The sequence below is a fragment of the Sphingobium sp. DN12 genome, from assembly GCF_051058005.1.
Taxonomy (GTDB): Bacteria; Pseudomonadota; Alphaproteobacteria; order Sphingomonadales; family Sphingomonadaceae; genus Sphingobium; species Sphingobium yanoikuyae.
Genome location: NZ_CP173717.1, coordinates 1,420,860 through 1,434,722 on the forward strand (window position 1 = coordinate 1,420,860; position 13,863 = coordinate 1,434,722).

Genomic DNA, 13,863 nt, shown 5'->3' on the forward strand with positions numbered 1-13,863 from the left:
CTGGCGGGGGCGCGTGCCGAAAAAAATCGTGACCCCCATCGCCGCTTCGCGGTCGGGGCTGCGCCCCGATCCTTGACCCCGTCACTCGGAGCCCGTGCAGGGGGAAGACCTCTTTCAATCACAGGAGGTTCTCATGACCAAGGCATTCCGTTCCGTCCGCAGCTTCACCGAGATTGCAGCGCTCATTGCGGACGAAAGCGCGGTTACGTCCGACAGCTTTCTAGCCGCATTCGAAACGGACCTCGATGGCGTCCGGGTCAGCAGGGACGACGAAGAGCGCACTGCGCAGATGCCTGACGCGACCGAGGTTCAGCTCGCGGTCGAGTTGATCGTCACGACGCTCTTCGATGTTCTGCGGGACAGCAGGATGGAGAAAGTGGCGGGACGCATCGCGTGGGGCATCGTCCACAGTTTCCACCGAGTGAGCGATCGGGCAGCGGGACAAGCCGACGGTGCTGCAAGACAGATGCGCGACCTTCTCCGGCAGGCGGACGGCAGCGAAATCCACGCCGTCGAGCTGGAGCGCGCGCAGGAGGAACTGGCGTTTCTCGATGAGGCATCGGATGCACTAGCCTGCATGCGGGACCATGCCGCGGCGGTGTATCATAACGAAACCGGTAAGCCCTGGTCTGCGCCAAGGGCGACGCTGGTGTCCTCTAAACGGACAGCGAGCGTCATCAACGGGACGGACTATCTGGCCGCGCGACGCCAGCGCCGGATCGGGCAGTATCATCCTGAAGGCCCGCTGGTCGTCTTCTCGGGCGGCAGCCAGTGGGCAGATCCCGAGCCGATCTGGAAGGCGCTCTCGCGGGCCAAGGCGACCCGGCCGCAGATGGTGCTGCTCACCACCGCGCAGAATAGCGGCGGCGATGCGATTGCCGAGGCATGGGCGGCAAAGACCAAGACGCCGGTGGTGAAACTGGGCATCGACAAGGGGAGGTGGGGGAACCGAGCCGGGTTCGTACGCAATGACCAGATTGCGCGGCTGCGGCCTGTCGAAGCGATCGTCGCTGAAGGAAGCGGGGTTCAGGCTCAACTGGTAAGGGTTATGCGCTCCATCGGTGTCGCGCCGGTGCTCCTCTCACTCTATGGCGGCCCGGCGCACTGGGCTTCCTGAAGTCATGCGGATATGCGGGAGCGGTCGGGTTCAGGCCCGATAGCTCCCGCTTTTTTGTCTGTCGCTCTATGTCGTTGCCCTCGAGGACAGGCGCTGCGCGCCCGTCCCGTCGGACAACGATGCCGCGCTCTTAAGGAACGCGGGCCTCCCGCGCGCGGCTACGCCGTGCTCGTCACAGGGACGCCCTACGGGCGCTTTTCCGGTTGAGATTTCGACGTCGTTGGAATGCCTTTCAGTGCAGTGATTGAGGCTGGCCCACCCGCCCGTATCGCGTTTTGGAGAAGGTCGCGAAAGTCTTTTTCGCTGAGCCTCTCCACCTCCATGTCGCTCAGGATAGAGGCATATTTGCTGCGCAGAGCGCGGCGGGCGTCCAGGATCTCTTGCGCGATTTTCGTTTGGCGCGCTTCGAGGTCGGCAAGGCGGTCACGGTCATTCAACTTTGGCATTGATCATCCTTTCACGTCGGATGGTCTGCCCGCCAATTTCATTATCAAGGATCATGCCCATGAACGCAACTCGTTGTGCCAATCAGAGTCTCGGCTGGCTGCCGCCGGGAAGAGAAATCCCCTCCGGGGTGCCCCGCGCCTTCCGGCACGAGGCAGCGCAGCGGGGCGAGCCCGCTGCGAAAGGGGTACTCACGCCCAGGGCGTTTTGTAATGCACCGTACGCACGGGTGCTGCGGGCGCGAATCGCGAGGTTTTCCGCGGGTTTCGGCAAGGTGCCAGCCGGTGCCGATGTCGCTTTCTTCATCGGTAGCTGGTACCAAATGGTCACCATATGAAGGCAATTCAGGGCTAAGTGCCTGATAAGCTTTGGCACCATGTCGGTGCCGCACTTCCTCATCGTAAGGCGTTGAGATCCCCTGTAAATAGGCGTATAACGACCGGGCTTCACCCCATCTGGACAGGCATCGAGCAGGAGTTCGGCGTTTGCCCAGGATCAATATCAGATTGAAGGATGCTCTTTACGAGCGCCTTGTCGCTGGCGCCCGATCGGCGCGGCTCAGCCTCCCCGAATATGTCCGCGACATCCTCGATCGCTTCGAAGGCATCGATGCCGGCGGCTATCATGGTCGCTTCGATGAGGTGCAGGCGACGCTCATTCAGGTCTTCGCTATATTGGCCGCCTCGGTCGGAACGCGGCGCCCCGACATTCTCCAGAAGGGCATGGACGATGCCCGCGCCCTGCTCCTCGAAAGGGGGCTGCTCGCGCCCGAGGATGGTGCACTATGAGCATCTTCCGCAACGACACGCTGGGCTCCTGGACCCGGGGTGGTCAGGCCATTGTCCACAATGTCAGGATGACCACCCAGGTCTTTTTCCAGACCTCGCTTGCGGGTCTCGCGATCTGGGTTGGCGGCATCATCTGGTATGTCCTCGAAAAATCCAGCGACTATCAGCGCTTCGTCGCGATGAAGATCGCCGAAGCTACGCTGAAAAGCGACGTGCCGGGTGGGGCGCCGATCCTGTTCAGGACCCCGGCTGGGCGCCAATATTGGACGAACTCGGACGCGCTGCTGGCCTCCCCCATCGCGAAGAAGACCATGCAGGCGATGGAGCAGCATCTGATCTATGGCGCGGGGCTGTCAGGTGCCTTTGCCGCGCTTATGCTTCTGTGGGCCTGGTTCTATTTCACGCGAACGGGGAAAGGGCTTGGGTCCAATCAGTTCATTCGCGGCGCCCGGTTCGGGACGGCACGGCAATTGCGCCGGCTGTTGTGGCGGTCGAAGCGGGGAAGCTTCGCTATCGGCGGTGTGCCGGTTCCTGAAGAGTTTGAGCCTGAGCATATATTAATCTGCGGTGCGCCGGGGACGGGCAAGACCAACATCATCGTCAAGATGCTGGCGGGAATGCGTGGGAAGGGCCGCCGGGCGATAGTGTTCGATACGGCCGGCACCTTCGTCGAAAAATTCTACCGGCCCGGGCATGACATATTGCTCAACCCGCTCGACGCTCGAGCCGACAGCTGGTCCCCTTGGGTCGATGTGCCGCGCGACTATCATTATGATCAGATCGCGGAGTCCACGATACCAGATAAGGGCGGCGATCCCTTTTGGGCGAAGGCGGCGAGGGGAACGCTGGTCGCCGTCTTCCGCAAGCTTGCGAAGAACAAGCAGATGCTCGTTTCGGTCTTGCTCGACACGCTACTGCGGAGCCCTCTGAAGACGCTGGCGGCCTTTGCGGAAGGGACGGACGCCGCCGCCTTTATTTCGCTGGAGGGAGACCGTACGTCCGCGGGCATTCGCGCCGAACTGGCCTCTGTCATGCGCAGCTTCTCCTATCTTGACGACACACTGGACGGCTTCTCGGTGCGCGACTGGGTGGCGAATGAAGAGGATGACAGCTGGCTTTTCATCACGGTGAAAGCCGACCAGCTTCCTTCTCTGCGGCCGCTCGTCACCGTCTGGCTCGACATCGCGATCAGCGCGATCATGAGCCTTCCGCCCGACCAGAAGCGCCGCCTCTATTGCGTCATCGATGAGCTGCCTACGCTTCAGCGCCTGCCCTCGCTGAGCGACTTCCTGGCGCGCGCCCGCAAATATGGCGGATGCGGCATATTGGGGTTCCAGTCTTATCCGCAGCTGGAGGCAACCTATGGCATCCAGGATGCGGCCGCGATCACCGGATACTGTTCCACCTGGGTGGCGCTACGAGCGAACGATACCCCCACGGCCAAGCATGTGTCCGAGAATTTGGGGCAGGTCGAACAGGTCGAGGCCAATGAGGGCATGTCCTATGGGGTCAACGACATGCGGGACGGCGTCAATCTCTCCCGTATGCAAGTCACCCGCCCGCTGGTCATGCATACCGAGGTCACGAACCTCCCCAACCTGTCGGGATTTCTCCGGTTCGGAAGAAATCTGCCCGTCGTCCATTTCCGGGATCGGTACAATGGGCTGCCAACGATTGAGCCGGCGTTCGTCGAGCGAACGGAACCTGCGAGGAGGTTCGAGGAGGGCAACGCTCTACCCCACCCCGAAAAGGTGTCGCAGAAAAAGCGCCGTCGCGCCGGGAAGGAAGCGCCGCCCGCGCCGCAGCTGCCCTTGGACGGCAGCTCACCCGAAGAAGCAACTGCGGGTGAACCGCCTGCGCATAAGGGCAACCAAATTCCGAAGCAGGATGGGGACAGCTCGAACGCCGAACCGCCCAAGCTCCTTGGGCCAAGGAGTGGTTTCAACCTCCACAAGCATAGCCGTTCCAACGGTGAGCGTGACGATGCGAGGCCGGCATGATGCATCCGCGCCGCCTCAAGGGCTCCCCGGGCAACATCGCCCGCTATTACACCGTCGGGGACTATTACACGAAGGGAGATGCGGAGACATCTTCCTGGGGCGGAGCGCTCGCTGGCGAGCTTGGTTTGCACGGAGAGGTGGATTCCGCGCAGCTTAATGCGCTGCTCAGCGGCGCTGTCGAGGACCAGCAGTTAGGGCGTCGGCGTGCAGACGGGATCGACCACCATCCCGGATGGGATTTTGCGATCAGCGCCCCCAAATCCGTATCGATCATGGCGCTTGCCCTTCGCGATGAGAGGATGGTCGCGGCGCATGAGAAGGCTGTCGACGCAGCGCTTTCCTATCTTGAAGAACATGCCCAGCTGCGCCGCCGGGAAGAAGGGAAAATCGTTCATGAGACGACGGGGCGGCTCCTGTGGGCACGCTTTACTGAGCATGCCAGCCGCGAACTCGACCCCCATCTGCATACCCATATCGTGATCCTCAACATGACGAACCGCGATCCGGGCAATCCGATGGCCAGTCTCGAAACGCGGGCCATGTATGCCGAGCAGATGGCCAGCGGCCAAATCTACCGTAACGCCCTTGCCCACCATTTGCGGGAATATGGATTTGAGATCGACTTCGATCCGCGCCAAGGATTGTTCGAAATCAGGGGCGTCCCAAAGGCATTGATCAAAGAGATGTCGCAGCGTGCCGAGCAGATCAACGCTCATGCCGCTGAGCATGGCCTTTCCGGGCAGGCGGCGCGTAGGCAGAGCTTCTATCAGACGCGTGGCGCAAAGGTGAAAGTCGGGCTGAACGAGCTGCATGATCGCTGGGATGCGCGGCTCATCCCTTATGAGCCCAAACTTGCAGCTGTCCTCGCCCAGGCCATGGAGGCTGGTGAGCGCCCCGTCCCGGTTGAGCCCGCCGACGCAGCGCGGGCGGCCCTGTTTGGGATCAGGCAATCGGAAGGGCGCGAGGCGGTCAATCCACTTGGTCGCGTCATTGCCGTAGGCCTTGCCTCCCATGTGGGAGAGGTTCGGTTCGAAGACCTGAGACCGCTCCTGATTGACCATGAGAGCCGCCGCAAACTGCTCGCTACTCGGGGGCAGACCGGCGACGCAATCCTCACGCGTGGGCGAACCAGCCGCAGGACGGTAAGGCTGGAACAGGCGCTGACCCAGCATCTCGCGCTCTCGCTGGGAGACGGCAGACAGGTAGCCAGCGCAGACCGGCTGCTGCCCGTTCTGGAAAGCGCTGGTCTATCCCCGGCGCAGGAGCAGGCTCTCGTGCACATGGCATTGTCAGGAGACCGGATAACGGCCGTGCATGGCGTGGCCGGGGCCGGGAAATCCATGCTGGTTCGCTCACTCAAGAACGCCGCGCATCCGGGGATGGTACTGACGGCGCTTGCGCCGACATCATCTGCCGCCGCTGAACTGGGTGATCGCGCGGGGATTGCATCTCGCACCGTCGCCAGCCTGTTGGCGAGTGGCGGGCATGGCCTGAGCAGCAACGATGTCCTGGTCCTCGATGAGGCGGGCCAGCTCGGAAACCGCCAGGCGCTGCGGGTGCTGGAGATCAGCCGTGCGACCGGTGCGAGACTTATCCTGCTTGGTGACAACCGGCAGACCGGCGCGATCGAACAGGGAAAGGCATTCTGGCTGATGCAGAAGCTTGGGCTCGCGACCGCCGAGCTGGTTGAATCACGGCGGCAGGAAACCAGGGCGATGAAGCTTGCTGTCACCCAGGCTCGCGCCGGTGATTATGCCGGTTCGCTGGACCATCTCGATAAGGTGGTCAGCGGCGGAGACGCGGAGGAACTGGCCAAGGGGCTGGTGAGGGAATGGACGCGCCTCAAGCCTGAAAGCCGAGCAACCACGAATATCCTCGTTCTGGAGAATGCGACGCGCCTCATCGTCAACAGTCAGATCCGCGAGACATTGCAGCGGGAAGGCGTCGTTGCGGCCGAGGACACCCGGCTCGCGGTCCTAACCCCCGCCGGGCTCAGCGACCAAGAGAAGCAGATGGCCCGCTTCTATTCCGGCGGCCAGGTTCTGAAATTCAACCGCGATCAGGTCGGCGCTGGCCTGGCGCGCGATGGCGAGTATCGGGTGGTTTCCGTGGTGCGCGATGCGAAGGGCCGGCAGCTTGTGCGACTGGCGGATGAGCAGGGGCGCATCCACAATTGGAATCCGCGAACCAGCAAGGCGGCGCACGTGAATATATTCCTCTCCGAGCATCGCAACCTCGCCGCTGGTGATCGCATCCAGTGGCGGCTCGCGACCAAGGAGCTTGGTCTCAAAAACGCCGAACGCGGAACGGTGGAGCGGCTCGATGGCATGGTGGCGACGGTTCGCTGGGACCGCGGGGATCGGGTCCAGCAGATTGACCTTGGACGCCACTCCACTTGGGACCATGGCTATGCCGAGACCGTCTATTCCGCTCAGTCAAAGACCTATGACCGCGTCTATGTGCTGGCCCCTGTGGCGTCCCCGCTTGTCAATGGACAAAACTTCTACACCGCCATCACGCGAGCCCGTTACGGCGTCAAACTCTGGACAGAAGACCCTAAGAAGCTCATCGCGAAACTCGAAGAGAGGTCGGGCGAGAAGACATCGGCGCTCGAAGGTTTGGGCCGTCTGGAGCGCGATCACAACAGGCGCTTTGCCGCACGGAACGAGGCGCGGTTGAAGGGAATGAAGCTCGAACAGGTTGAGGAGCGGCGGAAGGCAGAGGGAAGGGCGCTCGCGCGCAAACTTGATCAGCGAGAGCCGGACCGCGGAATTGTCGGACGTCTTGCAGGCGATGCCCGCTCACTGTTCGAGACGCTCGACCGTCATTTGCAGACGCTGGCCGAGAATCGGCAAGCCCATGCGCCCAAGGCGGAGGACCTTGCCACAGAGCGGAACATTGGGGAGCGATCGCATGATCACGATCGGTAAGCGGACAGCCGCCCTGATGATACTGATCATCTGGCAATCGGATTGTCTTGCAGCACCGTCGGGTCATAATGCAGCCGATGAACGGAGGGTCGCCCATTGCATCAGGCAAGCAGCGGGCGGACAGAAATGGCTCGAAGTGACCCTGTGGGGGCTGCGCGATCAGGAAGGCGGTTGGATCGGCGCAGCGGTTCCGAACCGCAATGGGAGCCACGACCTCGGACCTCTCCAGATCAATAGCTGGTGGGTGCCAAAAATCGCAGCAACGCTTGATCGTTCACCGGAGGAAGTTCGCCATTGGCTGCGTTACGATCCATGCTTCAATGCCCACGCAGCCCGTTGGATTTTCGTCGCTGCTCTGGCATCGACGGGCAGCTATTGGAAGGCGGTGGGCGTCTATCACAGTCCGAGGTCTGATCGGCAGAGGCGATATGCCCGCAGCGTAGCGGAACATTTGAAGCGCCGGTTTGGTGTAACGATTTTCTCATCTTTCGGCGCGGGGGGCATTGGAGGAAGAGTTCGTTGAGCGAACAAAATGATCGGCGCCCCCGGTCATCTGAGCCTGCCGCAACGGTATTCAGGAAAAGCGAATGTGACGCTGTGCAGTGCACATTTTCGATTCGGAGTTCATTCAACCAGCCCTTTTCCGGGCACCTTGCCGGCGTGCCGCGCTGGCGACACCGTGAGGCGTCAGGGTCAGGACCTGCGGCTCTTTCAGTAGGTTTATGTTCCTCGTAAACGGTGAGGCCTCGCCGCGCGCGCATTTCGCCGCCCCATACCTGTCAGCTTTGGACTTCCAATTCCGCATAGTTCCGATAGATTGAGAAGGCTTCATCCCATTTGGCAGACTCCAACAAGGAGACCTTCTGCCGTGCGTAAGAGCCTGCCAAGAATTAACGCGCCACTTCCTGTCGAGAAGTCAAAGCCACCTACACTCATTGATCCCATCAGCGTAAGGATCGCGGTAGCGGTGACAATGACGGGGTTAAGCCGGTCCCGCCTCTATGAGCTGATCAAATCCGGTGAGTTGGAGATCGTGAAAGATCGAAGTTCGACTTTGATCATGGTTGCAAGTTTGCGTGAGGCGATCGAGCGACGGCGATCACGCTAAAGCCCAGACAAGAATGCGGAGTGGGGCTCAGGCAGGTGTAGCCTCGCGCTGCACAACGCTGGTCAACTGAGCCAGCGGCGAGGCACTACGCCGCAGTTCATCAAGAAAAATTTTTCCAAGCGCGTCCTACACAATCCCAGACGGTCAAAAGGACAAGAAATAGGCAAAATGGTATTTTGGGGCCAACCTCAAGAGCTAAGTCATTGAAAAGATTGGTGACCCCTACGGGAATCGAACCCGTGTTTCAGCCGTGAGAGGGCCGCGTCCTAACCGCTAGACGAAGGGGCCGTATGTCGCATGGGCGACAGGCAGGGGCGTGCCTTTAGGCAGGGTAGGCGATGGCGTCAAGCGAAAGCGGTGAAAAGTTTTGGCGCCCCCCGCGCCCCTTACGTCGACTGCAGCCCATAAAAAACCACCCCATGCGATGCACGGGGTGGCCAGGTTCAGGGAGGAGACGCCTCCAAGGGGGAGGCGCCCTATACGACGCGCCCGAAAGGGGGGCAGGCGCATCGCATGCAACAGAAATAGGACAGGGCGCGGCTGCTTTCAAGAGCAAGCCCCGCCCTGTCCCGATATATTTGCGATTAACGGAGTTAATCGGACTTTAGGCGTCTGCTGGCACCGGTGCGGCCGGTACAGCGATCGGGCCCTTGCCCTGGCTGACCTGGCCTTCAAAGATCTCGCGCATCAGCTGCAGCGAGAAGAGATGGGCGTGAATCAGCGGCAGCAGGCCGTTCTGGTTGATCTTGCGCAGCTGGTCACCGCGCAGGTCGCGCAGCTTTTCCTCGTTCACCATGCGGAAGCCGCGATAGACGAAGGGCTGCTCGTTGTTCGGGGTCTGGATCGCGACTTCGCCGTCCATCAGCAGGTCCATCTCGGCCAGATCCTTCATGAACTGGCCGGTGCGGGCGGCGGCCTGCTCGAAATCCTCGCAGAACTTCAGGATGCCCTTGGTCACGTCGGTCGGCTGGCCATTTTCGAACAGGACCGGGCCGTCGCCTTCGGTGCCGATCGCCTTGCTGGTCGGATCAAAGCAGAGCGAGAGTTCGTCGCTGTCGGGACGCAGCTTGGCCAGCATCCAGGGATAGCGGCGGACATAGGCCGGGACATAGGCCGGGCCGCGCAGCTTGCCTTCGTCATCGACGAAGACGTTCACGCCTTCATTGAGGCCCATCAGCGCGAGCGGCACCGAATCCTGGCCGGCCGAGAAGATGATGGGCACGAAGCGCTGGGCCGAGACGAATTCGTCGATGGTCAGCGGCACGGCATGCTGGGTCACCAGGAACGGAGCGGCATCGACCGGCTGGGTGCGATAATCGGCATGATCGACGGTGCTGAGCGGGATCAGGTCGTTGTAGAAGATGGGAAGGCTGTTCGCGGGCGCGCTGGCCATGATGTTGTTCCGTCCTGTTAGAGAGCGCGCAAGGCTTGCGTCGCTGATCCGAATATGGGTGTGACGGGATAATCGGAGCCATCCCGCTAGGCAATCGCTTTGTGGATATGCTGCGCTCAACCCTCGTCGGGGCGAGGGATGAGCTTGTCGGGGTTCATGATGCCGCCCGGATCGAAGGCTGTCTTTATCGCGCGCAGGGCATGGATGCGGGCCGGGCTGGCGAGGCGTCCGAGTTCGGCGCGCTTCATCTGGCCAATGCCATGCTCGGCCGAGATGGAACCGCCCGCGGCGACCACCGCGTCATGGACGAAGGCGTTGATCGCCTGGCCCTGCGCCGCGATCCAGGCCGGACCGTCGCTGATGCCCCTGGGCGCGCGGACATGGAAATGGACATTGCCATCGCCCAGATGACCGAAGGAAGAGGCGGTCGTGCCGGGGAAGGCTGCTTCGGCGGCGGCGGCAGCCTCCAGCATGAAGGCCGGCATGCGCGGCACCGGCACGCTGATGTCATATTGCAGCGCGGGCCCCTGCGCCTTTTCGGATTCCGACAGGGATTCGCGGATGCGCCAGAAGGCCTCTGCCTGGGCTTCGCTGGCGGCAATGGCGGCGTCGATCGCGATGCCGCGTTCCAGCGCCAGGCCGAGCGCGCCTTCCAGCCGCTCGGTCGGGCCGGGCTCGCGCATGTCGCCATGGTCGACCTCGATCAGCACATGCCAGGGCGTCCGGGTCTCGATCGGGCAGCGCGTGCCGGGAATATGGGACAGGACATGGCCGAGGCCATCGTCGGCAATCACCTCGAACCCCTCGACGCTGTCGCCCAGTTCGCCTTCGACCAGACGCAGCAGGGCGAGGGCATCGGCGGGCGTCTGCACACCGACCCAGCCGACTGCGCGGGCGGCGATGGCGGGCACCAGCCGCAGGGCGGCCGCGGTGATGACGCCCAGCGTGCCTTCCGCACCGATCAGCAACTGCTTGATGTCATAGCCGCGATTGTCCTTCTTGAGTGCGTCCAGCCCGTCGAAGATGCTGCCGTCGGGCAGCACCGCCTCGATCCCCTCGACCAGCGCGCGCATCGTGCCGTGGCGCAGCACCTGGGTACCGCCGGCATTGGTCGAAGTGAGGCCGCCGATCGTGGCCGATCCCTTGGCGCCCAGGCTGAGTGGAAAGCGACGGCCGGCCGCTTCGGCGGCGTCGTGCAGATTGGAAAGGATGACCCCGGCCTCACACACTGCCAGGTTGTCGTCGGCCGACAGGCTGCGGATCTGGTTCATGCGGCGCAGCGAGAGGATCAGCGCCGATCCGTCGGCTGGCGGTGTCGCGCCGCCGACCATTGATGTGTTGCCGCCCTGGGGGACGAGGGCAATGCCCAGTTCCGCTGCCAGCGCCACGCAGCCGGCCACTTCGCGTGTCGTGGCCGGGGACAAGATCGCGCGGGCCGTTCCATGATAGCGGCCGCGCCAGTCGCTGACCCAGGGGGCGATATCGTCGGCATCGGTAATGACGCCCTTGGGGCCGAGCAGGGCGACGAAGCGATCGATGGCATCCTGTGCGATTATGGCTTGTTCTGTCATGGGACATGCTATGCCCCGGAATTCATCGACGGTTCAACCGTTGGCCGATAGCTTGCCACTCCCAAAAGGGGTTCCGCTTGGTTCATACCATCCTGATGCTGCTTGCAGCGCCTGCTGCCGACCCGGTGCAATGGGCGCAACTGACGATCGAGCAGCGCGTGATCATTCGTGTTCCGATGGCCAAGGGGCGGGCGCCGACGCGAGTCGTGCCCAAGAGCGACGAGCGCTGGGAAGAGAAGAAGGGGCCGCGCTGTGTGGCGTTGCGATCGATTCGCGGGGCCAGCATCGTGGTGTCCAACGGGGTCGACCTGATCCTGGCGGACAAGCATCGCTATCGCGCGCGACTGGAGCGGGGATGCGATTCCGCCAGCTTCTATTCGGGCTTCTATGTCGAGCCGGACGACGATGGATCGCTCTGTTCGGGGCGGGACGAGTTGCAGGCGCGCAGTGGCGCGAGTTGCGGGATCGACAGCTTCAGGCGGCTGGTGGAAGCGGACGCCGAGGATTGATCGGCAGAAAAACGGCTGGTTTGCTCAGCATGTTGCGCGATTTCCTTGACAAGATGGCGATATTTTCGCAAGTCGCGCGCGATTTCCGTCGTGCGGACGCGCAGGACGGCCAACCTCCTGTCCCGGACATTTGAATGACTTTTGCCGATCTCGGCCTCTCCGACGAATTGCTCAAGGCCGTAACCGAGGCGGGTTACGACACGCCCACGCCGATCCAGGCGCAGGCGATCCCGCCGGTGCTGATGATGAAGGACATCATCGGCATCGCGCAGACGGGCACGGGCAAGACCGCCAGCTTCGTGCTGCCGATGATCGACATCCTGGCGCATGGCCGTGCCCGTGCGCTGATGCCGCGCAGTCTGATCCTGGAGCCGACCCGCGAACTCGCTGCCCAGGTGGCCGAGAATTTCGAGAAATACGGCAAATATCACAAGCTCTCCATGGCGCTGCTGATCGGCGGCGTGCAGATGGGCGACCAGATCAAGGCGCTGGAAAAGGGCGTCGACGTGCTGATCGCGACGCCGGGGCGCCTGATGGACTTGTTCCAGCGCGGCAAGATCCTGCTCAATGGCTGCAACATGCTGGTGATCGACGAAGCCGACCGCATGCTCGATATGGGCTTCATCCCGGATATCGAGGAAATCTGCACCAAGCTGCCGGCGCAGCGCCAGACACTTCTCTTCTCTGCCACCATGCCGCCGGTCATCAAGAAGCTGGCCGATCGTTTCCTGGACAATCCCAAGTCGATCGAGGTGGCGCGCCCGGCAACGGCGTCGACCAACATCACCCAGCGACTGGTGAAGGTCGATTCGCGCAAGAAGCGTGAAGCGCTGCGCGCGATGCTGGAAGCAGAAGACGTGCAGAGCGCGGTGATCTTCTGCAACCGCAAGACCACGGTGCGCGAACTGAACAAGAGCCTGCAGCGTCACGGCTTCAAGTCGGGCGAGATCCATGGCGATATCGACCAGGCATCGCGCATCGCCGAACTGGAGCGGTTCCGCGATGGCAGCGTGAACATCCTGGTGGCGTCGGACGTCGCGGCCCGCGGCCTCGATATCAAGGGCGTCAGCCATGTCTTCAATTTCGACGCGCCCTGGCATCCCGATGACTATGTCCACCGCATCGGCCGTACCGGTCGCGCGGGGGCCAAGGGTGTCGCCTATACCTTCGTCGCGGCCGAGGATGCCGAGGCGATCGACAATATCCAGAAGCTGATCGGCACCAAGATCGATTATGTCGAAACGCCGGTCGCGGCTGCGCCTGCGCCGCGCACCAAGGAAGAGCCGCGCAAGGCCGATCGCGAGGAGCGCGACAATGAGCGTTCCGGTGGCCGCGACGCGCGCCGCAAGCCCGAGCGCAAGGATGACCGGCGCAGCGACAAGCGGGATGATCGTCGTGACGACCGCCGCGATGCGCCGGCTGCACGCCCAGCGCCGCATAGCCGCCGTCAGGAACCCGATGATGGTCCGGACGATGGCTGGAACGGTCCGGTGCCCGAATTCCTGAACTTCGGTTTTGGTGGCTGAACGGCACAACCCTGATTGAAAAGGCCCCCGTCACGCGCAAGCATGGCGGGGGCCTTTTTGTTATGTGATCGGGACGGGGCAAGGGGAGGTTGGCCATGACGGCAATTCCAGGTGTTGGCGCTTTCGCGATCGTGCCCAGCAATGACGTCGCGGTCGCGCTGGTCTTCTGGGAAAGGCTGGGCTTCGCGCGGGTCGGCGGTGATCACCATTATCATATCATGGAGGGATGGGGGTGCGAGGTGCATCTGACCCAGGCCGGCGCGCCGCCCTGGGATGTGCCGGCGCATAATCCCTTTGGCGTCTATCTGCGCACGCCCGATGTGGCGGCGATCGCGGCGCGGGTCGATGATCTGATCATCCGGCCGGGCGGCATGTTGCGCCATCGCGAATGGGGGCTGTATGAAGTTGGAATCAACGGTCCGGATGGGCTGCTGGTGCGCATCGGCTGGCCGTCCGAACTGATCGAGGGCGCCTGAC

Annotated in this window: 11 protein-coding genes and 1 tRNA gene; 8 read left to right on the forward strand and 4 right to left on the reverse strand. The window is 62.6% G+C overall.

Annotated features, from left to right (window positions below; all coding sequences use genetic code 11):
• Positions 1-133: 133 nt before the first annotated feature.
• Positions 134-1,117 carry a DUF2493 domain-containing protein gene (locus ACI6S0_RS06790; RefSeq protein ID WP_038292990.1) on the forward strand — a complete coding sequence of 328 codons (984 nt, stop codon included), beginning with the start codon at positions 134-136 and terminating at the stop codon, positions 1,115-1,117.
• A 185-nt stretch (positions 1,118-1,302) separates the two neighbouring features.
• Here ACI6S0_RS06790 and ACI6S0_RS06795 read toward each other — a convergent pair whose 3' ends face one another.
• Positions 1,303-1,563, reverse strand: coding sequence for a hypothetical protein (locus ACI6S0_RS06795; protein WP_017502403.1), 261 nt, complete (start codon positions 1,561-1,563; stop codon positions 1,303-1,305).
• A gap of 483 nt (positions 1,564-2,046) precedes the next feature.
• On the opposite strand from ACI6S0_RS06795, the gene ACI6S0_RS06800 reads away from it, so the two are divergent.
• The 4 genes from ACI6S0_RS06800 to ACI6S0_RS06815 are packed head-to-tail and all read left to right on the forward strand — an operon-like array spanning position 2,047 to position 7,802.
• On the forward strand, positions 2,047-2,349 hold the full coding sequence (locus ACI6S0_RS06800; RefSeq protein ID WP_026109438.1) for a hypothetical protein: 303 nt from the start codon (positions 2,047-2,049) through the stop codon (positions 2,347-2,349).
• Positions 2,346-4,349 carry a type IV secretion system DNA-binding domain-containing protein gene (locus tag ACI6S0_RS06805; protein WP_017502400.1) on the forward strand — a complete coding sequence of 668 codons (2,004 nt, stop codon included), beginning with the start codon at positions 2,346-2,348 and terminating at the stop codon, positions 4,347-4,349. Before ACI6S0_RS06800 ends, ACI6S0_RS06805 begins: the two co-directional genes overlap by 4 nt.
• Positions 4,346-7,279: a MobF family relaxase gene (gene mobF / locus ACI6S0_RS06810; protein ID WP_017502399.1), complete on the forward strand. Its 2,934-nt coding sequence runs from the start codon at positions 4,346-4,348 to the stop codon at positions 7,277-7,279. Before ACI6S0_RS06805 ends, mobF begins: the two co-directional genes overlap by 4 nt.
• Positions 7,263-7,802, forward strand: a complete 540-nt coding sequence (locus ACI6S0_RS06815; protein ID WP_230461472.1) for a lytic transglycosylase domain-containing protein — start codon at positions 7,263-7,265, stop codon at positions 7,800-7,802. The genes mobF and ACI6S0_RS06815 overlap by 17 nt, the downstream gene beginning before the upstream one ends.
• Positions 7,803-8,600: 798 nt before the next feature.
• On the opposite strand, the gene ACI6S0_RS06820 is transcribed toward ACI6S0_RS06815, so the two are convergent.
• The 3 genes from ACI6S0_RS06820 to ACI6S0_RS06830 all read right to left on the reverse strand — a co-directional run bounded on the left by ACI6S0_RS06820 (position 8,601) and on the right by ACI6S0_RS06830 (position 11,351).
• Positions 8,601-8,675: transfer RNA gene (locus tag ACI6S0_RS06820), tRNA-Glu, on the reverse strand.
• A gap of 316 nt (positions 8,676-8,991) precedes the next feature.
• Positions 8,992-9,780 (reverse strand): SapC family protein, encoded by a 789-nt coding sequence (locus tag ACI6S0_RS06825; protein ID WP_125985855.1) that lies wholly within the window; start codon positions 9,778-9,780, stop codon positions 8,992-8,994.
• Positions 9,781-9,896: 116 nt separating this feature from the next.
• On the reverse strand, positions 9,897-11,351 hold the full coding sequence (locus ACI6S0_RS06830; protein WP_434405298.1) for an FAD-binding oxidoreductase: 1,455 nt from the start codon (positions 11,349-11,351) through the stop codon (positions 9,897-9,899).
• A 77-nt stretch (positions 11,352-11,428) separates the two neighbouring features.
• On the opposite strand from ACI6S0_RS06830, the gene ACI6S0_RS06835 reads away from it, so the two are divergent.
• From ACI6S0_RS06835 to ACI6S0_RS06845, 3 genes are all read left to right on the forward strand, one after another.
• Positions 11,429-11,860, forward strand: coding sequence for a hypothetical protein (locus ACI6S0_RS06835; RefSeq protein ID WP_434405299.1), 432 nt, complete (start codon positions 11,429-11,431; stop codon positions 11,858-11,860).
• Positions 11,861-11,994: 134 nt separating this feature from the next.
• Positions 11,995-13,386: a DEAD/DEAH box helicase gene (locus tag ACI6S0_RS06840; RefSeq protein ID WP_097383455.1), complete on the forward strand. Its 1,392-nt coding sequence runs from the start codon at positions 11,995-11,997 to the stop codon at positions 13,384-13,386.
• A 95-nt stretch (positions 13,387-13,481) separates the two neighbouring features.
• On the forward strand, positions 13,482-13,862 hold the full coding sequence (locus ACI6S0_RS06845) for a glyoxalase (protein WP_434405300.1): 381 nt from the start codon (positions 13,482-13,484) through the stop codon (positions 13,860-13,862).
• Position 13,863: the final 1 nt, after the last annotated feature.

What these genes read in the sequence shown, in the direction of transcription:
- ACI6S0_RS06790 (WP_038292990.1), top strand. Translation starts at nt 134, where the DNA reads ATGACCAAGGCATTCCGTTCCGTCCGCAGCTTCACCGAGATTGCAGCG.
- ACI6S0_RS06795 (WP_017502403.1), bottom strand. Translation starts at nt 1,563, where the DNA reads ATGCCAAAGTTGAATGACCGTGACCGCCTTGCCGACCTCGAAGCGCGC.
- ACI6S0_RS06805 (WP_017502400.1), top strand. Translation starts at nt 2,346, where the DNA reads ATGAGCATCTTCCGCAACGACACGCTGGGCTCCTGGACCCGGGGTGGT.
- mobF (WP_017502399.1), top strand. Translation starts at nt 4,346, where the DNA reads ATGATGCATCCGCGCCGCCTCAAGGGCTCCCCGGGCAACATCGCCCGC.
- ACI6S0_RS06815 (WP_230461472.1), top strand. Translation starts at nt 7,263, where the DNA reads ATGATCACGATCGGTAAGCGGACAGCCGCCCTGATGATACTGATCATC.
- ACI6S0_RS06825 (WP_125985855.1), bottom strand. Translation starts at nt 9,780, where the DNA reads ATGGCCAGCGCGCCCGCGAACAGCCTTCCCATCTTCTACAACGACCTG.
- ACI6S0_RS06830 (WP_434405298.1), bottom strand. Translation starts at nt 11,351, where the DNA reads ATGACAGAACAAGCCATAATCGCACAGGATGCCATCGATCGCTTCGTC.
- ACI6S0_RS06840 (WP_097383455.1), top strand. Translation starts at nt 11,995, where the DNA reads ATGACTTTTGCCGATCTCGGCCTCTCCGACGAATTGCTCAAGGCCGTA.
- ACI6S0_RS06845 (WP_434405300.1), top strand. Translation starts at nt 13,482, where the DNA reads ATGACGGCAATTCCAGGTGTTGGCGCTTTCGCGATCGTGCCCAGCAAT.